This window comes from Thermomicrobiales bacterium (genome assembly GCA_037045155.1).
In the GTDB taxonomy this organism is placed as follows: Bacteria; Chloroflexota; Chloroflexia; order Thermomicrobiales; family CFX8; genus JAMLIA01.
Genome location: JBAOIG010000003.1, coordinates 1,290,908 through 1,314,450 on the forward strand (window position 1 = coordinate 1,290,908; position 23,543 = coordinate 1,314,450).

15 protein-coding genes are annotated in these 23,543 nt (G+C 63.3%); 10 read left to right on the forward strand and 5 right to left on the reverse strand.

The genetic code is table 11. The features are described from left to right. Positions 1–42 precede the first annotated feature (42 nt). On the reverse strand, positions 43–1,149 hold the full coding sequence (locus tag V9F06_09215) for an alanine racemase (protein MEI2617796.1): 1,107 nt from the start codon (positions 1,147–1,149) through the stop codon (positions 43–45). A gap of 66 nt (positions 1,150–1,215) precedes the next feature. Continuing rightward, on the reverse strand, positions 1,216–2,349 hold the full coding sequence (locus V9F06_09220) for a Gfo/Idh/MocA family oxidoreductase (GenBank protein ID MEI2617797.1): 1,134 nt from the start codon (positions 2,347–2,349) through the stop codon (positions 1,216–1,218). A 140-nt stretch (positions 2,350–2,489) separates the two neighbouring features. Between V9F06_09220 and V9F06_09225 the strand changes: the two genes are divergently transcribed. After that, entirely contained in the window at positions 2,490–2,840 is a 351-nt protein-coding gene (locus tag V9F06_09225) for a PspC domain-containing protein (GenBank protein MEI2617798.1), read from the forward strand. Positions 2,841–2,866: 26 nt separating this feature from the next. Here V9F06_09225 and purN read toward each other — a convergent pair whose 3' ends face one another. Further along, positions 2,867–3,502: a phosphoribosylglycinamide formyltransferase gene (gene purN, locus V9F06_09230; GenBank protein MEI2617799.1), complete on the reverse strand. Its 636-nt coding sequence runs from the start codon at positions 3,500–3,502 to the stop codon at positions 2,867–2,869. 71 nt (positions 3,503–3,573) lie between these two features. Here purN and V9F06_09235 point away from each other — a divergent pair, with 71 nt between their 5' ends. Then, complete coding sequence (locus V9F06_09235; protein MEI2617800.1) at positions 3,574–3,990, forward strand: RusA family crossover junction endodeoxyribonuclease; 417 nt, start codon at positions 3,574–3,576, stop codon at positions 3,988–3,990. 16 nt (positions 3,991–4,006) lie between these two features. Here the strand turns inward: V9F06_09235 and V9F06_09240 are convergent, their stop codons facing one another. Further along, positions 4,007–5,656: a cellulase family glycosylhydrolase gene (locus tag V9F06_09240; GenBank protein MEI2617801.1), complete on the reverse strand. Its 1,650-nt coding sequence runs from the start codon at positions 5,654–5,656 to the stop codon at positions 4,007–4,009. A gap of 180 nt (positions 5,657–5,836) precedes the next feature. Here V9F06_09240 and apbC point away from each other — a divergent pair, with 180 nt between their 5' ends. The 7 genes from apbC (at position 5,837) to V9F06_09275 (ending at position 20,551) form a co-directional block, all read left to right on the forward strand. Then, positions 5,837–6,928: an iron-sulfur cluster carrier protein ApbC gene (apbC, locus tag V9F06_09245; protein MEI2617802.1), complete on the forward strand. Its 1,092-nt coding sequence runs from the start codon at positions 5,837–5,839 to the stop codon at positions 6,926–6,928. Between the two features lie 485 nt (positions 6,929–7,413). After that, positions 7,414–9,483 carry a vWA domain-containing protein gene (locus V9F06_09250; protein ID MEI2617803.1) on the forward strand — a complete coding sequence of 690 codons (2,070 nt, stop codon included), beginning with the start codon at positions 7,414–7,416 and terminating at the stop codon, positions 9,481–9,483. Positions 9,484–9,498: 15 nt separating this feature from the next. Then, positions 9,499–12,624, forward strand: coding sequence for a tubulin-like doman-containing protein (locus tag V9F06_09255; GenBank protein ID MEI2617804.1), 3,126 nt, complete (start codon positions 9,499–9,501; stop codon positions 12,622–12,624). After that, on the forward strand, positions 12,621–14,834 hold the full coding sequence (locus V9F06_09260; GenBank protein MEI2617805.1) for a hypothetical protein: 2,214 nt from the start codon (positions 12,621–12,623) through the stop codon (positions 14,832–14,834). Before V9F06_09255 ends, V9F06_09260 begins: the two co-directional genes overlap by 4 nt. 23 nt (positions 14,835–14,857) lie before the next feature. Next, positions 14,858–18,583, forward strand: coding sequence for a Zn-binding domain-containing protein (locus tag V9F06_09265; GenBank protein ID MEI2617806.1), 3,726 nt, complete (start codon positions 14,858–14,860; stop codon positions 18,581–18,583). 145 nt (positions 18,584–18,728) lie between these two features. After that, entirely contained in the window at positions 18,729–19,664 is a 936-nt protein-coding gene (locus V9F06_09270) for a fumarylacetoacetate hydrolase family protein (protein ID MEI2617807.1), read from the forward strand. Continuing rightward, positions 19,661–20,551 (forward strand): fumarylacetoacetate hydrolase family protein, encoded by an 891-nt coding sequence (locus V9F06_09275; GenBank protein ID MEI2617808.1) that lies wholly within the window; start codon positions 19,661–19,663, stop codon positions 20,549–20,551. The genes V9F06_09270 and V9F06_09275 overlap by 4 nt, the downstream gene beginning before the upstream one ends. Before the next feature lie 77 nt (positions 20,552–20,628). Here the strand turns inward: V9F06_09275 and V9F06_09280 are convergent, their stop codons facing one another. Beyond that, positions 20,629–22,368 (reverse strand): dynamin family protein, encoded by a 1,740-nt coding sequence (locus V9F06_09280; GenBank protein MEI2617809.1) that lies wholly within the window; start codon positions 22,366–22,368, stop codon positions 20,629–20,631. Between the two features lie 186 nt (positions 22,369–22,554). On the opposite strand from V9F06_09280, the gene V9F06_09285 reads away from it, so the two are divergent. Beyond that, positions 22,555–23,511, forward strand: coding sequence for a DUF6789 family protein (locus tag V9F06_09285; protein ID MEI2617810.1), 957 nt, complete (start codon positions 22,555–22,557; stop codon positions 23,509–23,511). Positions 23,512–23,543: the final 32 nt, after the last annotated feature.

Sequence of the window (23,543 nt, forward strand, 5' to 3'; positions counted from 1 at the left end):
CTCTCCCAGAATTGGCAGAGGGGGCAGGGGGTGGGGGCCTCGCTATCGCACCTTGCCCCGCGCGATCACCGGCCACGTCTCGACGACTTCGCCGTCGCGGACGAGATAGATCTCATCTTGCAGATTCACGGTCGGGCAGACGTGATTCGGAATGATCTCGACCTTGTCGCCGACCTTGAGTCCCTGTGCCGACTCCGGCAGTTGCATGACGCCGTGCTCCTCGCTGATCCGGACGATCACGGCCTCGGGGTACTCGACGATGAGCCCGTGGCCGGGGATGCCCATGGCCATGTCGCTGGTAAGTGTCTTCGAGCCGGCGTCAACGATGGCGCGGTCGGGCGCGGGGCGGCTGGTGACGGTCGCGAGAATACGCAACGCGCAGTCGTCGGGGCTGAGGCCGAAGCGCAGGTAGTTGCGATCGTTGAACACGTAGGTGCCGGGTCGCATCTCGCTGACGCCTTCGAGCGTCGTGGTTGTGAACGCGGCCGGCGTCGAGCCAACGCTGACGACACTGATGTCGAAGCCGTGCTCACGCAGCAGTTCGGCAGTGTCGATGATGGCGTGGCCGGCGGCGAGGGCGGTCTCAGTCATCCCCTCGATCCCCGCGGTGTTGTTGACCTGCCCCTCGTGGGTCATCAACCCGATGACACGCAGATGCGGCATCCCCGCGCGGATCACCTCGGCCAGCGTCAGCGCCTCGTCGCCCGGCCTGATCCCCGCTCGATCCTGGCCGGTGTTCAGCTCGATGATGACGTCCAGCGTCTTGCCCGCATCGGCCATCGCTGCGTTGAGGCCGGCGGCCACGTCCGCGGTGTCGACGGCGACGCGGACTTTCGCGCGGTCCATCAACGCGACAAGTCGCTTCAGCTTGAGCGGGCCGACGATCTGGTTGGCGACGAAGAAATCATCGTAGACGCCAGCATCGGCCAGCGCCTCGGCCTCGCCGAGCTTGGCGCAGGTGATGCCGCCAGCGCCCAGCGACTTCTGCATGACGGCAACCGCCGCGGTCTTATGCGTCTTGAAGTGCGGCCGCAACGCGATTTCTTTCGCCGCGGCATAGTCGGCCATCCTGTGCAGGTTGTGCTGGAGGATTTCCTCGTGCACCACCAGCGCCGGGGTATCAAGGTCCTCACGGTATCCCAAGGTCATGCTCCGCTCTTGTCGAGATACGTCTCACGCGATCCAGCTATACTGTGCCACGAGAATCGACGACCGTCAGACGGGCCACTTGTTGCCGCTGAGGTCGATCCAGCGGCTCAACTGCTGTGAGCGCGACACCGCGTCCAGCACCTCTTGCACCTTCGCGCCGTCGTCGAACGAAGGCGACGCCTCCGCGCCCGTGCGCATCGCCAGGATCCACTCACCAACGAGGATAGAGAACGCGCGGATATGACGCGCCGGGCCGGATCGATCACCGGAGCCGGGGACATAGGCCGGCAGCAGGTTCTGAATCCGTTCGCCACGGCGCGCGCCGAAGAGCCGGCCATTGTCCTGGATGATCAGGACACCGTCACTCCCTGTGGCGATGATCTCCTCGCCGATATCAACCGCTGAGGTATAGGAGATATGGACAGAGCCGAGCGCTCCGTTGGAGAAGCGCACGACAAACGCCGTGTTGTCGTCGGCATCAACCGGCAGCAACCCCTCGCGTCCACTAATCGCGCGTTCCGGGATGGCGGTTGACACTGCGCCGGCCACCCAGTGGATATCGCCGAACCACCAGCGCAGCGCGTCGATATAGTGCGAGCCAATCGCCGAAAGGACACCCCCGGCGCTCGCAGCGTCGGTCAGCCAGCCGGATGTGCGCCGGGTCGGGTCGGCGAGCGCCGAACGGTAGACCATGACGGACACCGAGTGCAGCCGGCCGATGAATCCGTCATCCAGCAGCTCTTTGAGCCGGTGGCGCGCGGGATCGTGGCGCATCTGATGGGCAACGGCATGGCAGACCCCGGCCTCGCGAGCCATCCGCAACATGTCGCGCGCCTCAGCGACGCTACGAGCCATCGGCTTCTCGCAAAGGACATGGAGGCCAGCTTCGCAGGCGGCCAGCGCCACTGGATGGTGAAGGTGTGGCGGCGTTGCGATCGTCACCGCGTCGATGGCGCCGGATTCGAACAGCTCACGGTAGTCGCTAAATGAAGCAGGGATCTCCAGCTCCGCGGCGACATCACGGATCCGGCCGGCGTGAGCGCCGCAAATTGCAGCGACGGTAACCCCCGGCACGCGTCGCAAGGCAGGAACATGGACGCTCGCTCCAAAGCCTGCGCCAATGACACCGACCCGAATCGTCTCGCGCTCAACCGGCCGTCGCACGACGGCGTTCGTAACGACGTGTTCCGACAGACTCACGCGGCCTTCCTGCTCTCCTTCAACATCGCAGCCAACGATCCTCCCACTGACGAACGTATACAACTGGCTCAGCCGCCACGCAACCACACTGCTCGCGCGGACGTTGTATGATCGTGCCACGCACTGAAATGGAGGGAAAAATGGACGAGAATCAGCCTGCTGATCTCAACGTGACCCCAACGCCGTCGAAGAAACGGCTTCATCGCAGCTCGTCGGACAAGATGCTCCTCGGCGTCTGCGGCGGGATCGGCGAGCACTTCGACATCGATCCGACGTTCCTTCGGTTGATCTTCGCGGTCGGAGTCTTCCTCGGTGGCTCAACAATTCTGCTCTATGCCGTGCTGGCGATCATCATGCCATCCGATCATGGGTTGGACCTGGAGCCACGCGACGCGGCCCACGAAACGATGGACGAGGCAGTTACCGAGATTCGCTCGGTGACGGGAAAGCTGGGCGCGAAGCTAAAGGGGCTTACCGGCAAGCTCGGGTGATCACCCGGCCCACCGGAGCGGCGGGCTCAGATTGGCGCATCGATCACGCGCACACGCCGTCCCTCGATGCGCAATCGCCCGGTCTGGAACATCTGGATTGCCTCCGGGTACGCCACCTGTTCGGCGGCGAAGACACGCGCGCCGAGCGTATCGGGCGTGTCGTCCTCGGCTACCGCCACGCACCGTTGGAGGATGATCGGGCCGGCGTCATACTCCGCGTCTACGAAGTGGACCGTGCAGCCAGAGACTTTCACCCCGGCCGCCAACACCGCCTCATGAACCCGCCCACCGTACTGGCCATGACCACCAAACAGGGGCAACAGCGACGGGTGGACGTTGATCATCCGCCCTTCCCATTCCGGGAGGATCTCAAGCCGCGACAGATAGCCGGCCAGAGCGATCAGTCCGATGCCGTGCGGCGCGAGCAGCTCACGCAGCCGCGCGCTCATCGCCGACGGAGTGGGGCACTGTTTGCGCGTGACGACGTGGGTATCGATTCCAGCCGCTTGCGCGATCTCGATGCCGCGGACCGACGGTCGGCTGGAGACGACGATCGGGATGTCGATATCCAGCTCGCCCGTTGCCCGACGATCCAGCAGGTTCTCCAGCGTCCGGCCTGTGCCGGACAGCAGCACCGCGACCTGCAATCGCTCGCTCGCCATCGAATCGCCCATCCCTGCATCATCACCACTGCGCCAGGCCCGGCAGGGCACGATGATACATGGCGTCGTCGGTGAAGACTCTGCGACTGACCCTTCCGCTGCCACCGAGCGTCAACAACCAGTACGTCACGGTTGGCCGCCGTCGGGTGCTCAGCAGCGAGGCAAAGGCATTCCGCAAGGACACCCGTGTCATCATCCAGCGGCTATTGGAGCAGGGCACAATCGGCGAGGGCTGGCTCGACGAAGTGCGTGGCCGGCCGTTCGCCTGCGACCTTGCCTTCTACTTCGAGACCCCGTTCAAGCGTGATCTCGACGGTGGCCTCAAGATCGCGCTCGACGCGCTCTGCGACTGCCTCGACCTTGACGATCGCCACGTCGTCTCGCTGACCCTCGAAAAACGGATCGACCCGCTTCGCCCACGGCTGGAGCTGGAGCTCGGGCCAGCGCTCGATTGGCAGATGGACCAGGAATACGTGCTGCTGGAGTAGGCCGCAGCGTCGACGCTTACCCGCTTCGCGCGCGTTGCGCTCGGTAGTCGCGAATCATCCACACGACCGACGCGATATTCAAGACGATCGCGACCGCCAGCGCTCCATTGATCCATGGGTAAATCCAGCCCTGGATCGACGACGCCGACACGATGAAGCCGATCGGAACGAGATTAGCCCCGGACGATGGGCTGGCGCGGAGCACGACATCGTGGACTCCGTCGCCAAGGCCGCGAGCAAGGGTGACGCGGCCGGTGTCGTCAAGCCGGACATCCCCCCGTTCGACCCCGTCGATCGTTACCCCGAACGTCCCAGCGCCGCCGGCCACCAGGTCGATGCGATCCCCGACGACGCGGAGCTTGACCGACTCGCGATCCAGAAGACGCTCGACCTGCGCGTTGGAAAACGGATGCGACCCGACTCCGGTCGCGTGGATCGTCGGAGCAGCACGCTGGAGGGCCGTGTAGGCCGGCTGTGGCGAGAAATCGTGATTGACGATGCCGAACCCGCGAGTCGGGTTGTGCGCTTGATCCGGGTCGTCCGGCTGGGACGGGAAGCGCAACGCCCAAACCGCCATCCTGCCCATCCAGGGCCACTCACTCTGCGCCCGCAGATAGCCCTGGACCAGATAGTCCGCCTGAGTCGTCTCCGACACTGGCTTGCCCCAGGGTGACGGATCGCCGGCCCAGCCGCTCGGCAACGACACCCAGCCGTACTCGACCGCCCAGAGCGGCTTGTCCCGATCACCGTTGCGCTCCATGATCTCGCGCGTCTGGATCGGCCGGGAGAAGTTGTTGCGCTCGAAGGAAACGCGACGATCCCACGGAGAATAGCCATACCCATAGACCATCGCCGCCGCGACGTCGAAGTAGCTGGCCGCGCCCGCGTCGTACATCTGCTGGAGAAAGAGGAGGTCGCTCAGGTTGGACGGGCCGAGCTGGTCGGTCGGCGCAAGGCCGGCCATCACAACGACGATATCCGGGTCTGCGTGCTTGGCCGCTTCATAGCCAACCTTGAGCAGTTGGACGTAGGCCTCCGGATCAATCGGCCCACCGCCCCACTCCCCCTTGAGATTCGGCTCGTTCCAGATCTGGACGAAGCGAACCTTGCCGCGATAACGCTCGACGAATCGCTCGACGAATGCGCCATAGTCGGCCAGATTGTCAGGCGGACCCTCGATCGCGGGGTTCGGCCGGCCGGCCAGCGCCCAGGCTGGCGGCTTCTCCAGCCGCGCCAGCACATCGATGCCGCGCGCAGCCGCGCCGTCGACGATCCGGTCGTACTTCTCCCAGGTCGAGCGCCCCTGTGCATCGACGAATACCCCTGGTTGCGGCTCGATCTCGTACCAGCCAACCAGCTGGCGAATCATGCCGAACCCGCCATCACGCACCATATCCAGCGTCCGCTCGACGTTCGCCGGATCCGGCTCGTCGTTCAGGAAGGTGTTGACCGCCATCGGGTTTTCGCCGGTCCAGGGAATCGGGTCCCAGGTCGACCCCGTCTCGGCACCACGGGTGAAGTATGGTTCGGCAACGTATGACCCGACGATGGCCATTGCCAGCCCACCCAGCGCGGCTACGTGAAGCACGACGCGCAGCACACGAAACCAGCGCCGCTCGCGCGGACGCGGGCGCAGCATCCGCCCGGCATCACCGGTGTCTGTCACGTTCGTCATCATCGGCGGGAGTGTACCGTGTCGCCACACTGAACGACTTCGCCGCCTTTCGCAACGTCAACGTTGAGAAAGGCGGCATTCTGCGGCAGAATTGGCGTAATACCCGGGTCGATGCCACAATCCGCGCGGCAATACCCGGAGCGGATGATCACGGGAGGGATATACAACCGCATGTCAGGACTTACCCAGGAGTTAGTGATCGAGGCGATCCGGCCGGTCCAGGATCCGGACTTTCGCCGCAGCCTCGTCGAGCTGAATATGGTTAAGGAGGTCGTTGTCGATGGCGGCGCGGTGAAAATCCACGTCGAGCTGACGACGCCGGCCTGCCCGCTGAAGGGCAAGATCGAAAGCGACTTGCGCGAGGCAGCTGCGCCACTGCCGGGGATGACGAGCCTCGAGATCGAGTTCAGCTCCCGCGTGCGAGCCAGCGGGCGTGGCGCGCCGGACAAGACGCCAATCCCCGGCGTCAAGAACACAATCGCCGTTGCGTCTGGCAAGGGCGGCGTCGGCAAGTCGACGGTTGCCGTCAACCTCGCCGTCGCGCTGGCTCAGGATGGCGCTCGCGTCGGCCTGCTGGACGCTGACGTCTACGGCCCGAGCATCCCGCTGATGATGGGCACCAGCGCCCGGCCATTCATGAACAACAACAAGATTATCCCGTTGGAAGCATTCGGCGTAAAGCTGATGTCGATCGGCTTCCTGCTCGATGCCAACCGGGCCCTGATCTGGCGCGGCCCGCTTGTCGCCCAGCTCATCAACCAGTTCCTCAACGAGGTTGACTGGGGCGAGCTGGACTATCTGATCATCGACCTGCCGCCCGGCACCGGGGATGTCCAGCTGACGCTGGTCCAGAAGATCCCACTATCCGGCGCGGTCATCGTCACGACCCCGCAGGACGTTGCGCTGGCCGACGCGATCAAGGGCATCCAGATGTTCCAGGAGGTGAAGACGCCGATCCTGGGCATCGTCGAGAACATGTCCTTCTTCGTCTGCCCGCACTGCGGAGAGCGATCGGAGATCTTCGGCTTCGGCGGCGGCGAGCGCACTGCCGAGCGGTACGAGGTGCCACTGCTGGGCCGCATTCCGCTCGACACCGCCATCCGTCAGGGTGGCGATATCGGTCACCCGATCATCGTCTCCGAGCCCGAGTCGCCGCCGGCCGAGGCCTTCCGCGCCGCCGCGCGCGAATCCGCCCGCAAGCTGGCGATCGACGCCGTCGAAAAGCCGCGCCGCGCGACGATCATGCTCAAGCAGGCGGGGTAGGAGCGAGTAGCCGCGGGGCGGCATTCAGATCGAACCCTCCGAATCAGGGCCGCGCGAGACATCTCGCGCGGCCCCGTCCTCTCTGGCGGTATCGCCAACCATAGTCCCCGAATCAGACCGTAAACGGAAGAAATCACCGTACGATCCGGAGCCATCGTCGCGCCGCTTATTCGCTACGGATATCGGCGGCGAAAAAGACGTCAAGAATTGGCCGGCAGGATATATACTTGCCCAACAACGGAATCAGATCTGATTGCAGCGCAGCGGATAAGGGACGACGAGGTGTGCGAATCGCGCTTCACGACGGCGCCGCGACGGCATTTCCGTTCCATTCGATTCCCTGCCACCACGCAGATGTGGTAGATCAATAGCCTTGACCACTGTGCCTGTTGGATGAATGACCGGGATAGTTTGTGTGCCATGCAATGCCAGCGACGTCTTTCGGATACCCGATTGTCCCGGTCCGTGATGAGTAGGCGAGATACATGAATGTGAAGTCCAGAGGGGTCACGTCACCCCGGCTTCGCTCGATGCTCTTCGTCGCGTTACTGCTGACGACGCTGCTGGCCGGGTCGGCCGGCCGTGCGGCGCAGGCGGCGCAGGGCCGCGATGTCATCATCCTGCTCGACACGACGGTGTCGATGAAGGGCGAAGGCGGAACGGCCAACATCTGGGACGAGGTTCGCAACCGCGTCTCCCGGCAGATCAGCTACCTCGGCGACGATGTTCACTTCGCGCTCATCCCGTTTGCAGACGGCCCGCGCATCAAGGGTATCTGGCCACCGCAGAGCAACGATCCAACGGCAACATTCCAGCTCTCGCCATCGACGGAGCAGACGCGGAAGGAAGCCGACGAGTTCCTGAGCGGGATGACTCCCGACGGGCGCGGCACCTACATCTGCGAGTCACTCGAGTACGCGATCCAGAAACTGGCCGATTGGAGCGCCGGCCAGGGCGGCGGCGATCGCATCCAGACCATCTATCTCTACACCGACGGCGACGAAGAAGGCGAGCAGTGCCGGCAGAACTTCGCCGAGTCGCTCGCCAAGATCTTCAACTCCAAATCCGGTGAGTATCCCTATCTCAACACCGTCTACGTCGATCTCGGCAAACAGATTTCCGATGCTGACAAGGTGATCATCGAGCAAGCGCCGGGCATTACGATTGTCCCGAACATCCCCGATGTCATCTCGATCTCCGACGATCCGATCGATCTCGGCAACCTCTACGACCATCCCACAGGCGTCACCATCTCACTCACGCTGAAGAGCGGTGCGCCGGTTAGCAACGGCGTGGCGCGCGGTGCGGTGTTGAATATCCTGCCGGCCAACCTGGGCATCACATTCGCGCCGACAACGATCAACCTGACACAGCCGATGAACATCACCTTCACGGCCAGCGGTAATCTCGTGCGTGGCCAATACAATGGCGTGCTGCGCCTGAACCCGATTCAGGACAACTGGGTCTTTGCGAACAACTCGATCCCGATCACCTTCACATGGCAGCCGCCCGAACCGACGGCGACGATCCCGCCAACGGCGACACTGGTCCCGCTAACGCCCACGCCGGTGCCACCAACGCCGACACCCGTGCCACCGACACCCACACCCACGCCGGTCGCCGGCATCACTATCGATCGACAGGGTGGCGGCGATCTCGGCACGGTGACAGCGGGTTCAGATACTCCACTGTCCGGGACATCCACGCTCATCGTCACGTTCGATGACGAGGCCCTGCGCCAGAACGCTGGCGTCGACCTGCGCACGACAATCGGCGACGCAGCCGACAGCGGGCGATTCTGGCTCATCGATCCCGAGACATCCCAGCCACGTGACACGATCACCGTCACGGCGAACGGTCGCGCCACTGCCTCGGTGGAGGTCGGCTACGACATCACCCCGCCGAGCAGCGGGCGCTTCATCCCCGGCAGCAGCAAGCAGCCCGCGGTCGTCGCAGTCACCAGCGGCAACGCGACCATTGCGACGGCCGGCAACGACGGCGCGGCCGACGGCCAACTCAGGTACTCGTACACCATCCGCTATCCCTTTGGGCCCATACAGTTGCTTGCTCTGCTGGTCCTGCTCCTGCTGATCCTGCTCGCGCTATTCTGGAAATTCCACGCGCGCTTCCCGAAGAACGCGACGGTTGTCGCTGGCAATGGGCAAGTGGAAACCGTGCGACCAATGTCAGAGCGAGGCATGCTCGCGAAATTCTTCCCGAGGGAGATCGAGGTCGGCACGCTCGCTGGCATCAACATCAATGCCCTCGGGCCAGTCGCCCGCCTGACACCCCGCACCTCCGTGCTCAGCATGTTCCGAAACGCGACCTATCTGGTCCCGGAGTCCACATCGGACGACAACCAGTTGCGGGTCAACGGCTCGGCGATCACGATGCGATGCCAGCTGAATGACGGGGATAACATCACGACCAACACCGGCTCGTTTACCTACCGAGACGACCGGGCCGGACGGACCGCGCAAAGCGGCGGTAGTGGCAATGCATTTGACGGCAAGGCATCACCACCACCATCAAATAGCTCGTACTTCGGTGCTTAGAAGGGACCAGTCTTCATGATTCCACCGTCCATCATCGTCGGCGTCGGGGGCCAGGGCTCGGCGATCGCGCTCGGCGTCAAGGAACGCCTCAAAGAGTTCGCCCGCGCCCGAGCAACGCCGTTGACCGAAAAGGCTGAGCTAGACGCGATCGAGAAGTCCGTTCGCATCTTCTCTCTCGACATCGACCACAACACGGCGATCAACAGCCGGTTCACCCAGAACGAGCTGCTGCTACTGAAGCCTGCATCGCCGGACGCGATGATCAAATCCCGCACTGGAAATCTGGACAAGTGGTGGCCGGAGCACGTCACACAACCGGGAGGATTCATCAACGGCGCTGGTGGCATGCGCGCCAAGGGCCGTCTCGCCTACTACATGCTGGGCAGAAAGCACGCCGAGCAGATCGCCGATTCGGTTGATAAACTGCGCGCCAACGCCCAGACAGCGGGTTACGGCATCGGCACAGCGATTACCGTGTTCGTCTACATCGTCGGCTCGGTATCGGGTGGGACCGGCAGCGGGATCATGCTGACGCTCGCTCAGCATCTGCGCTCGCTCGTGGACGATGACGTGCATATCGTCGGCGCCATCCCGCTGGCCAGCATCATGCAGCATGGACCAGGCGATTTTCAGCGCGACAACATCTATGCCAACTGCTCGGCAGCCCTGCGGGAGATAGACTGGTGGATGTTGCCCGAGAAGTATCGGCCAGCGTCGATCGCGCCGTTCTTCTATCTCAATGGCACACCCATCGCAGGTAACGGGAGTGATCACAAGAACGAAACGCCATTCGACCTCTGTTATCTCTTCGCTGAAAGCAATCAGGCCGGCAAGCCACTGCCATCCTTCGGAGCCTACACCGAGCTGATCGCCGACTGCATCGCCCTCGATGTCGATTCTCCAGCGGCCAGCGCCAGCCACTCACTTATCTCCAACATTCTCGGAGGGTTGAATAACAAGATAAGCCCGCCGGTCGACGACGGCAGCAAGGCCACCAAATCGGTCCTCTTCGCCGGCGCGGGCGCGGCGTCGATCGTCTTCTCCGTCCCCGAGACGACCGGGTATCTCGGCGACCATCTCCTGCTGCACGTGCTCGATTCGATCGTGTTGATCAGCCAGGACCGCGGCGACGAGGCACGTCGATGGCTCAATAACGGAGACCGAGAAGTTCTCCCGAACGCTGGGCAAGTCAGGCTACGCGAGCGACTGAAGCAGGCCCATACCGACGTCGCCACCGGGCAGGTGCACCAGGCTGAAGCTGCTCCGGAGCCCAGGTTCGAAAATGTCGACCGGAAGAGCTGGGTTACCCTCGTTCGGAACCAGCGATCCCTGGTCGATGACACCTGGCTCAAGACGCTCAGAGGTCTTCTGGCCAGGAACGAGCCGATCATCCTCAATGAGCTCTGGGGCCAGCTGCTGGTCACAGTCAACACGACGCTGGAGGAAAACAGAGGCAACGGACTGCGCCACGCTGCGGATCTGCTCCGCGGGATCAGTGGCAGTCTCGCCAACCGCATTGAAGCACTGACGAACGAGATCGACAGCACAGAGCCAAACCGTCCAGGTCTTCGACAGAAGCTCGATCTGGGGGTCAGAAGATACGACGAGGCCATTGAGCGGTTGACGGTGGGCGGCAAGTCGCCGTTCGGCGGCAAGGGCAAGCAGGACGCTCAGGCGCAGGCGTTCCTCAGCACCTGGTGGCGACCGTATGTCAGCACGCAGCGAGATATTGCCGAGGCCAGTGCGGAGCTCTCGCTACTCACGAACCTCAATGCCCATGTCGCCCGTCTGCGTACCGCGCTGGAGCAGGCGATTACCGAGCTGGAACGACAGCGAGTAGATCTGAGACTTGGTCTCGACGACCACTTCAAGCAGTCTCGCGGCCAGATGGCACAGCAGGATCGCGTCCTTGCCGACCGGGCGCTGGTCGACGAGGTCTTTGCTCGCGACATCACGAACGCTCAGACGCCAGATTCTCAGGCGCTCAGGGACATTGCGGTCGGATTTACCACCAGCGGCAGCTCTTTGCGGACCTGGCTGCTCAAGCCCGCCAACCAACGCGGCACGCAGGCACAGGAGGCCGCACATCTCAGCACCGCAGTGAGCAGCGCCGTTAGGGACGCAAGGAACAAGGCAGCCGATCAGTTCAGCGCCACCGTCCAGAGCATGTCCATCTGGGATGCGATGGAGCATGAGTTCTACGCGCGGGTCGGGCTGGGTAAGGTCGACACGTTCCTCGATGCGGTTGGCGGCGTACCGGGCACTGGCGATGCTGCCCGCAGGCTCACCCAGTACATGCAGTCACGGGTCAGCTCATGTATCGCCGCGGCGGTCCCCTACTGGTCGCTGAGCCGGGCGAATCAGGAGCGCTACCAGGATCTCTACCACATCATTCATTCCGTGCAGGCTTCCTATGCCAAGGAGCCGTTCGATGCTCCAGATGCGTCCGAGGCGTTGAAAACTCTCAAGGAAGCGCTCAAAGGAATGCTCAGCGGTGGGTCCGCGCCGGACACGTCGGGGCAATCGATCCACCACTTCTTCGTGTCGTCTCGCGAGTGGGGCGCTCCGCTGTTCATGATCAATGACGACGAGCGCCAGCAAATGGCCAATAGCGAGCGAACCTGGACCAAACAAAAGGGCCACGTCTACATCGACCAGCGCTACGTCGGCGTGCTGCCGGATGACCTCTCGCTCGAGGGCATGCAGCAGCGTATCGATCAGCTCGCCGAGCAGAAACGGCATGCGGACGCCGCGACGCAGACAACCCTGCGGCGGGTGGTCGAGACGCTGGGCATCGCGCTGGAGTTGGACTATGCCCGGGAGAACAAGGTCGGGGGATCGTTCGATATCGCCACCTCGGCCAGCAAGCATGTCTACTACCCATACGCACAGGATATCTACGCGGCCATCCGGCGGTTGCACGATCGCTCCGACGAGCTCAAAGAGTTCGCAGTCGTGGTCAACGCCGGATGGTCAAAGCTCCTCACCAGCGAGCAGTGCCATCGAATCAGTAACCGCATCGACGTGATTGACCGGCAGATCGGCGAGATGCCGATCGGGGAGGATCCGAAGAAGGACACGCTCGTGTTGATGCGCGACGCCATGGTGGGATTGCAACAGGACCTGAACGGCCACCGATGAGCGTGACCACTGCGCTGCAGCGTCCAGTACTGGTGATGGCGGTCGGTGACGCCGCCATGCGGCCGACCATGCTGCTGGCTGACTGGCTGCCGGCCATGCCGGCGGTCCGCCTCGTCGCGCTGAGCGCGGTGGATTCCGATGACGACCGCATCGCCACGATCGCGCCGGAGCAGGTTGACCTCGAGCTGGATCGGGTGCTCCGCGGCCAGACCTCCGGCGACGCGCAGCGGATCCACTGGATCGTGCTGGCGCAGATCTCCGGGGAGGACGGGGCAGATGCGAGGCAGCTTCTGCTTGAGACGATCGTTCCGGCAGCCCGGCAGCTGAACATCAACACTCGCCCGTTCGCGCTGACGATGGTGCTGCTCGATACGGCGGTCGAGCGCGGGGGGATATCCAGCGAATTCCTCCAGCGGCTCGCAGGTGAGATTCACTCGGCGTCGATCGCCGACAAATCACAGGTGTACGTCGTGCAGGCGCTGCTCGCCAGTGGGTTCGCGCTGGAGCAGTACGAGGTCGATGAGGCCGGCGCGCTCGCCTGTCAGGCACTCATCCTCAGCAATTTGCCGGGGAATGTCGTGCCAGTAGACCTCGCCGTGGCAAGTCCGAATAACGTCATCGTCATCGCCAACAACGCGGACCAACTCGGCATCTTCGGGCGTATCGCCGTCTCCTCCATTCGGTCGCGAGATGCGGAGATCGCCGATCGCTCCGCGACGCGGCACGTCTCGGAGTTCGGATTACGTCAGACCGATCCCAAAGCGCGTGTCGCGGCACACTGGAAACCGCCGATCTTCAGCGTCAATCGACCGCAGATGAGCAACGACGCCAGCGCCCGGATCGGCGCGTCGCTGTCCGGCGGGCCGAAGGCGTCGTTCGGCGGCGCGCCGAGTCTCTGGGGCGATCCGGAGCGCGAGCTGCGGCGCGTCCTCGGGGACGCGGGCTCCTGGATCGCGCAACTCGACGGCTGGCAGCGGAGGGTGCGCACCGATTTCTCCAGCGTGCTGCGCGAGTTGCGCGAGGCATCAGCTACGGAGCGCCACCGGGTCCGGGATGTGATCGACCACCAGGCGAGCGCGCTCTGGAGCGACCCGAAGATTGACCAGCCGATCCCCTATCTGCACGAGTGGATCGATCGGCAGCATCTACATCTGGCCGAAGACCGTCGCCCACAACAACAGTACACCGAGGGGTTGCGTCTGGACACACAGGCGAATGCCCACATCTCTTTGGAGGGTTCTTTTCAATCCTTGAGCATCGAGATGTCTCGCAGGCCGAACATGGCGTTGCTGGCGGCGTTCACCGCACTCGTACTCTTCGGCGGGGTTGCGTTGCTCTGGTCGATGACCGGGCGACTGGCCGAACTGGCGACCAGGGCCGATATATTGTGGCTCGGCCCGAATATCACTGACCAGGTTGTGCTGCTGCGTGTCATCGTCCTCTTGCTCTTCATCGGACTGACCCTCGCAGCCGGCGCGTCGTCCATCTGGGATGCGCACATGCGCTGGACTCGGGCGTATCAGGGTATTCTCGCCGCGACTCAGCGCGTCGGACAACGAGAGACCGACGCACTGAGCCGCGAAATACAGCTGGTCGATAGCCACTGGCACCTGAAAACGATCTCGGCGGCGCAGCGACATATGAAGAACGTCAACGAACGGCTGACGCAGATCGGGCTGCAGCTCAGGCGCGCACCACGGCCGCGAGGGCCGGCCGGATATTCCTCAGGTCGCCTCATCCATTATGTGCCACGCATCGCCTTCGCTGCGGGGACATCCGAGGACTCCACGCCACTACCGCCAGAGACTGCACTTCAGCTGCTGCGCGCGCCCGATGCCGCCGAACGCTGGGTCGTTGGAGATGTCGAGCGGTGGAGGCGTGATTCTCACACCGAGCTGAAGAATCGCGATCTCGAGCTACTCCAGACCGACCCCAATACTGCCGGAGTTGATTTACGCAACGCCTACGCCGACTACGCCTCGCATTGGACGGACATCGCGAACGAGTTCATGATCCCCGTCTACCAACTGCCCGATATGCAGGTGGCGGGGCATGACATGGTATTCACAACCGGCCGGCTCTCGACAATCGCGGTCACGAGCGACGGACAATTGAGTGTCGGTAGGATTATTGAGTACCCGAGTGAGCGAGATGAAATCCTCTTCTGCCGGTTTCAGATGGGATTAACCGCGGCGACTGTACGGCTGTGACGCCAAGAGGAGGATGTTGACGAATGGCAGCCCTTCTGGCGTACGTCTGCACGCTCGTCGTGATTCCGCTTTTCCTCGCGATGGACCGGCTGGCCGGCGGCTATCTCATCGATATGCTCTACTCACCGGTTCCGATCATTCGGAACATTTCGTGGGTGCCGGCGACGATCTTCTATCTCGTTGTTATCTACGCGGGCGCCTGGGCTGCGTTCACCGTGCTACTACGCGGCGTTCGGGAACTGGACGATCTCGATGCATCGCCGCGCCGTGCATCCGGCCTCGTCAGGCTCGACCGGACAATCCGCTGGGACTACGGTCAGTGGCCGGTCTATCTCTCGCTCATCGTCATTATTGTGTCGCTGGTTACCCTGCCGGCGATGGTCACCCACCTGGTATCGCCAGTCGTCTGGACGCTGGTCGCGCTCCTCGCGCCAACCATCATCAGCGTCCGGAGGGAACGCGAACCAGCGCCAATCATGTCCACCTCACGACCTGTTGATCACAAGGTCGCCAAGCCGGATTCGCTTCCGCTGAATGAGGTGACGCAGCATTTACGCAACCATAAGCGGTACCGGGGGCAATTGCGCGCGGCGATGCATCTACCCGCCCGTGCGTCGCTGACCTATGCCGACGCCTACGCGCACATCCTGGAACGGCATTTTCAGGACGGCACGCTTATGCGAGCGGTACTGGCATCGCTCGGCATCACCGGGACTGAGCAGCTCTACCCGCATCAGCGCGATGCGCTGGCCCAACTGCTGGACGACGACGAAGGCTCGCCGACGAGTCACCTGATTCTGGCGACTGGACCAGGCAGCGGTCGGCATATGACACTCTTCCTGGCAACGCTCGAACGTGCGTTGCGCCGCGGGTCGAATGTGCTCGTCGTCACCCCCAACGAGCAGATTCTGAAGCGCGAATACGAGCGATTTCGCGAGTTAGCCGATCAGACTGACTGGCACTACGCGCTCCATGAAATGCGGCTGGACGCGTCGTATCGCCGCGGCATACCTGACCCACCGCCGGAGATCGTCTTCTGCTCGCTCGACACGCTGCATGGCGTCATGCTGAAGGACACTCGCCCGTGGGGTGAGTTCTTCGCCGGGCTGGATCTGGTGATCACGTACGATATCGATCACTATACGAGCATCGTGGGCGCGAATGCAGCACAGGTCTTTCGTCGGCTGCGCCTGGTTACAGCAGCGGCCGGCGGCAAGCTGCAGTTCACAGCCACTGCGCGCCCAGCCGCGAATCTCGAAGCGTTCGCGACTGCACTTTTCGGCATCGACCCGAGTGTCGACCACGTTCACCGCTACGCAGTTGACGGCAGCGCCCGGCCCGAGCAAACGTTCGGCGTCTGGCTTCCACCACTCGATCGCTACGGGGAAGCCGGAGTCGGTGGCCATGCAGTCGCGCGGGTACGCCGGCAATCTGCCTTGGCAGCAGCCGTCGAGCTGGCGAGCGTGCTCGTCAGCCTGACCGACGACTATCGACTGCTCGTGCACTGTTACGATCGAGGTCGCGTTGATGCCGAGTGGTTGAGCAACGAGATCGACCGGGCAGTCGGGATGTCCCTCCCGGAACAGCGGCTGCGCGTCACGACCGAAGAGGCCGAACTCAGCGGTCGCCAGGCGCACTACGACGGGCTCATCATACTCGGGACACCAGAGCACGTATCCGAGATCGAGCGCTTGTGTGGGCAGCTTGGTGGCGAGCGACGGGGTGGGCTCGCGCTGGTTCTGGGCACGCATTCCCCGGCAGCGCTCCACATGATCCGGAGCTTTCATACCTCAGGATCGATCGATTTCCTGGATACCCGGGCACGGACACAGTTGACGATCAATACGCGCCATGCCGACGTCGTCGCGAAGCACCTGGCTTGCGCAGTGCACGAGACGCGCATGCGTCGCTCCCAGATTGTCGAGACATTCGGTCTACCCGGCGTGCAGGCAGCAGACGCGCTGGTGGCTAACGGGTTTGCGGCGTGGCAGGACGTCGTGGCCGACCGCAGCGTCTTTGGATACCAGGACTCTGTCCTGATTCTGGGTCAGACTGATCCTGACGTTATCTACGAACACTGCCGTCTCGACACGATCGGCGCCGACGGACTTATCCCTGTCCGGAGTGATAACGGCGGATTCCCCGTACGGTGGATCGACTCGAATCGGGAGACCACCGAACTCTTCGAGCATCGAGTTATTCAAACCGGCGCTCAGCCGCTCGTCCTGGTCCGGAGCCGTACATCAAACGATCTGGTCGCACAGATACCGAACAGTCGGTTGCCGGTGGATGTCTTGCCACACTATCGGTATCAAATGAGGTTGGCGCCCGACGAACAGCCCGCGGACATGCTGCCATCGCGCATCGGGAATGGCGATGCATTTGTCATCCAACGCAAGTCGATTGTGGTCTGGCAGGAGCTTCTTGGCACGCGACAGCCCGACGAGATCGCAACGCACTTCTACCCGGACGCGCGCGGGAAGGCATCCAGCATTGTTGCTGACGCGATTGTTTTCACGGCAGATCGCCCCGGGATGTCGCTTGACCTCCGGGTCGCACATATGTTGGCGCACGCGCTAGCGGTGGCGCTGCGAGCTGTGCTGCCGGCAACCATGCAACCAACCGACGTGCGCGTACTCGCCGTTCCAGCGGTCGATGGGCTGACCGAGGCGCCGGCAGTGCTGCTCTTCGACACTGTGGACGGCGGGGCTGGCCTCGCTGACGGACTCCTGAGCATCATGCACGATCTGCTGCGTGATACGTATCGAGTGCTGGTGACCTGTCCGTGCCAGGTTGGCTGTCCCGCCTGCACGAACATCGGAATTTGCGCGCAGTGCGACGACGGCGGATCGTGCGTGCCGCTGCTGGACAAGCGCGGTGCGTTGATCTATCTGGGGCGGCTGCTCGGCGACACAGGCCGATCGGTGGCAGGCCGCACGCCGGAGCAGCTCGACTCGATGCGCTACGTCGCCGTCACCGATCCGAACGATCTCGTCGCGGTGCGGGAGCAAGTCTTCCAGCTCGGGCTATCACCGCTCCTCAATCTCACTGATGAGCGAGCGGACATCGCGCCCATCAGGTTCGTCACGCAGGCGGAGGCTGAGCAGGTCGACGCCGAGCTCGACGGCTTCTACAACATTCTCACGCGGGAGGTCGCCGTCCGCCCGAACGTTGAGGAGCATCTCGTCGGAGTGATCGCCCACGAATACGCACACGACTGGCTGTTGCGGACGAACGAGCAGGGCGTCCCGAACGTGCACCCTTCGCTGCTCGATTCCGCAGTTGTTCCCTACAAGGGGCATCTGTTCGTCGAGGGGTTTGCACAGTGGGCGGAGTTACGCGTTCTCGACGCATACGGTTTCAAGCAGGACGTCGATGAGATCGGTTTCCGCTTTTATGACGAATATGGTGAAGGCTTTCAGATCATCAAGGCCGTTGAGGATCAACAGGGTATCGACGGAATCCTGCGTCTGATGCGCTCGCCGATGACTCGGGATACGCTGAATGCCTTGATGGCGGCCTCGAACACACGCGACCGAGTCATCGCGAAGTGGCGGCTGCTCGAAGGTGGCGAGATTCAGCTGCCGCCCTCGGATGTGATCAGCGATCCGGGTGTCGGCACGGGCACCGACGCCTATCGCATTCTCAGTAACGCCGAAACTGAGCACGCACCGACAGACAAGAACGACAACGATAACGACACTGAGCTAGTCGACGCCGGCCAGCCGGAGGCAGCCGATGTCCTGTGAGCAGTGGCTGATCACGGAGTGTGGGTTAGCGGCTCTGCTTCGCTGGATGCCCGGCATTGACACGACTCAGGCTTCGTGTGAACATCGCCTGTCATGCGGACATTGAGCATATCCCCGCGTCACTTGCCGAGGATGAGGAGGTCACATGCGTGTTGCCACGTTCGGTGACGGGATGATGGGCGTCGTCGCGGATGACGAGACCGTCGTCGAGATCACCGACTTGCTGGAGCAGTACGAACCGCCCGGCCCGGAACATCTGTTGCCGGACCTGATCGAGCACTTCGATGCGCTGCGGCCGGAGCTCGCTCGGCGCGTCGCCGCCGGCGGGGGAACGCCGGTCAGCGAAGCACGCCTTGGCGCTCCACTGATCCGACCATCGAAGATCATCTGCCTGATCGGCAACTATCGCGAGGGCACCGATCGACCCCTGCAGATCCTCGACATCTTTTTCAAGTCGCCCGAGGCAATCGTCGGTCACGGCGGCACCGTCGCCCTGCCCAGCCATCAAACGAGTATCTTCCACCACGAGGCGGAGATCGCCGTCGTCGTTGGCCGCGAGGCGAAGAACCTCAGCGACGACAACGCGATGGATGCAGTCTTCGGCTACACGGTCTTCGAGGATATCTCGGCGCGCAGCGGCGGCCGGCCGGGGATCGTCAGCTTCCTTGGCAAGTCCTACGATACGTTCGCCGGCTTCGGACCATGGATCACGACGAGTGATGAGATTGCCGATCCGCAGGCGTTGCACATCACTGTCGACGTCAACGGTGAGCGGCGACAGGACTACTCCACCGCCGACATGGAGCGGCCAATCCGCGAGCTGATGACCTACCTGTCGTCCGTCACGACGCTGAACCCCGGTGATGTTATCTGCTGTGGGACCAACCATCAGGGGCTTGGCGCGGTGCAGAACGGCGATGAGGTCATCACGACCATCGATGGGATTGGCTCGTTTACCCTCCACGTTCGCGACGACCTGCAGCGTGAATGGCAGCGCGGAATCGATCACGAGATGGCCGAGCGGGTCAAGGCGATGGCGCAGAACCCGGCCCACCAGCAGAACGGAGAACAGGCGTCATGAGGCTCGTGCTTACTAGTGATGGCCGGATTGCCGCGCAGCGCGACGGCGGCTGGGTCGATGTCTCGGCCGCGTTTGACGACATTCCCTACCGCGCCGCGGCTGATCGTATGCCACGCATCATGGGGGTGCTGGCCGGTCGGCGCGAGCAGGCCGAGGCGCTGGCCGCCAGCGGCGCTGTCGAGCCGGCCGGCGAGGTACAGGCGCCAGTTCCTCGTCCAACCAAGCTGATCGCAGCATTCGGCAACTACCGCGAAGGAACCGATCGCGAGCGCCAGGCACAGGACATGTTCCTGGAGAGCCCGGACTCGGTGATCGGCCCAGGTGGCACGGTCGTCCTACCGAACCATCCGGCAAGTATCTTCCACCACGAAGCTGAACTGGCACTCGTTATCGGCGCGCGGGCGAAGGATCTGCCGGCCGACGAGCGAGCGCTGGCGGCGCTGGCGGGCTACACCTGCGCAATCGACGTCTCGGCTCGTGGCATCGGGCGCATGCCGCCCAGCCGGATGGGCAAGTCGTTCGACACGTTCACCCCGCTCGGCCCCGCTATCGTTACGCCCAACGAGGTGCCTGACCCACAGAACCTGCGCGTCACGCTGGCGGTCAATGGTGAAATCAGGCAGGATTACTCCACTTCAGACATGGAGTATTCCGTCGTCGAGATCCTCGCCTACATCAGTGGCTACATGACCCTCGTCCCCGGCGATGTCATCCTGTGCGGCACCAACCACCAGGGTATCGGACCGCTGCAAGGTGGCGACCAGGTTCGTATGGAGATAGAGGGCATCGGCACGCTCGAGGTGGGAGTCAGCGACCCACTGAAGCGAGAGTGGCCACGTGGCGTCGACACCGAGATGGCTGCCCGGGTGCGTGGGACAGCGGGATAGGCTGAATCGAAGCTACTACAGTCGGCTGGTCGTGTGCGCGACCAGCCGACGGTCTGGCGCGATGGGCAGGTCAGCTATCAGCCGCTCACCGCGCTCCGGAGATCGCGAAGCTCGGCGGTAACGTCTGCGATATCAGTGCGCACACCCTCCAGCCGTGTTCGCTCGGTGGCGACGAATCGGGTGTAGGGGGCGATCGCATCACGGATGCGGCGGATCGATCGGCCCAGCTCGGCCTCGAAGCCATCCCCGAGCACATCGGCAAGCTGCCGCTCCAGCTCAGCGGACCGGCGACGCAGCTCGTTGCGCGCCGAACGCTTTCGGGCCGGCAGGATAAACAGCCCCAGGCCGGCCACTGTCGCGGCAGCCAGGATCCCGGTCACATCCATCGCGGCGGTAGTCGCCATCGCGACAACGATCGCGCCCAGCGAGACAGCTCCGGCCTGAACGACGGCTGTCTGCGCCAGCGCCGAGCGCACGTTCGTCGCCAGCAACGTTGCCTCGGTGTGCTGATCGTAGCGGTTCACGACCAGCTCTGCTTGTCGGGCCACCTGGGTAATCAGCGTCTGACGGTCGGAGGCAAACCGGCTGCCGACCTCGCCGACCATATCGTCGCGGTAGCGTTCCAGCGCCCGGCGATCGAGCGTCTCGCGAACCGACTCCCAGGCGCGGAAATCCTGCTGGACCATCCAGTCGATCAGCTCGGTGATCGTGTCGTCGATCTGGCGCTCCGTGTCCGCTACCACGTCACGCTGGAATGCCTCTCTCGTCTTCTCCGAACGCATCAGATCGATCACGCGGCCGATGCGGATATATTCGTCGAAGAATCGGTCGGCGCGTTCGTTGAGTCGATGGACGATATTCTCAACGCGGGTGACATATGCGCCGAACTCGCGACGCATCTCCGCGTCGTAGTCCTCCAGCACCGCGTCAATCCGATCGATCGTCAGCGCGTCTGAGGCCAGCAGCGAGAGACGATCCTCGACAACGCTGCTATAGCGACCGAGCAGACGCTCCGCGACGCCGAGCGGATTCAGGACCTTGAGCCGGAATTTCTCTTTCTCGTCGAGGGTGTTCATGATGTAGTCGCGAAGCGGCTGGAACCGGCCGGCCGGGTCGCGGCGCTCGGCCAGCTTGGCGGAGATCGGGAATATCAGCGGTTCAATGCCGAGCAGACGCTGGGCGTTGTCGCTGATGAAGCGGACAACCTCTTTGACTTGCGTGTCGCTTTCCAGGAGGTCGATCTTGTTCAGCACGAAGACGATCTTCTTGCCCCAGTTACGGATCTCCTCCAGAAATCCGCGCTCCGACTCGGAGAAGGGGCGGTCGGCCGAAGTGACGAAGAGGACGAGGTCGGACCGCGGCACGAAACGCTGGGAGATTGCCTCGTGCTCGCGAATGATGGCGTTGGCGCCGGGAGTATCGACGACGTTGATCTCGCGCAGAAACGGCGCCGGGTGATGGTGGATGACGACGCCATCACTGAGGATATCCTCGAGTCCCTCGTCGCCAGAGACGAGCAGGTGGATCATCGCCGTTGTCGGGGTGACTCCTTCAGGCATGATCGGCTCGCCAACGAGCGCGTTGATAAACGCTGACTTGCCGGAGTTGAACTCGCCGACGACGACGAGCAGGAACAGCGTCTCCAGCTGCTGACGCGCCTGGCGCAGCACGCGGAGCTCGTTCTCGACACCGTCCGACGAGGGAAAGACGCGAGCAACTCCCTCGACTCGCGCAAGCAGGGCAATCGCGCGATCTCGCAGCTCTTCCTCGGATTTCGACAGCACGGCGCCGGTCCCAGGCTGGTGCCCCTCAACCACCTTCCGCTCCTTCTGATATCGCCACCAACACGGCAGGGCGCGCTACATCATGGGCATATTTCATGGCATCACCTCTGCGACATCCAGCGGTGGGCCAGGCAGTCGACAAGGTTAATCCATCCGATTCGCCCGCTGCGAAGCCCTCTGGCCGCATTCTGTACGCTATCTGGAGTCTGGAGGCCAGCGATGCGACGTCATCTGACGACATGGGATCTGGGTTTTCTGATACTGATGATGCTTGGAATTGCCGCGGCTGTCTACCATGCCACCCACGGGCGCTACGCAAACGCGCTGATGGCGATCGGCGCGGTCATCCTCGGCACGATTGTTCTGCTGACCGATCAGACGGCGCGCCAACTGCCCACGCAGACACATCGCCCACATCGGCCACACCATCCTCCATGGCGGGATCGCGCGGGCGCTCAGCACGACAGGCCATCCGGCCGGTGGCTGAATAGCAGTATTCTGGCCGGCTTCTGCGCAACTGCCGTGATGTCGATGGCGCTGGTTCTGGCCTACCTGATCGTTGGCTACATCGGCAGCGAGTCCGGTAGCCAGTTGAGCCGCTGGTTCTGGGCACTCAACCATAACGACCTGACCAACGGGATTTACGACGTTCCGGTCGCGGCCTTCAGTATCAACCTGATTGCCGGCCTGGTCTGGGCGCTGATCTACGCTCGCTTTATCGAACCCAGCATGCGCGGCGCGGGCTGGTGGCGTGGGCTCACCTTCGCAATACTCCCCTGGCTGCTATCGCTGGTCGTCTTCTTTCCGGTCGTCGGGGCTGGATTCTTTGGTCTGGGGCTCGGCGCGGGGCCATTGCCAGCGATCGGCAACCTCGTGCTCCACCTGATCTACGGCGCGGTCCTTGGCGGCGTCTACGCTCTGCCCGATCTCAGCGCAGTCGATGAGGGGCTCAACGCCCACGAGGCACAGGTCGAAAACGACGGCATCGCTTATGGGCTCGTGGCTGGGCTCGCCGCCGGTATCGTTGTCGGCGCGATCATCAGCGCGATCCTCGCGGACAGCCTCGATACGGCTGTCAATGTCATGCTGGCCGGCGCGGCGTTCGGCAGCTTCATCGGCGGCATGGCCGGGCCATTCCTGACGATCGATCGCGACATCCGGCATCACTCGCAGTGATACTGCGTGTCGATCGTCCGGGCGCTGCGCTC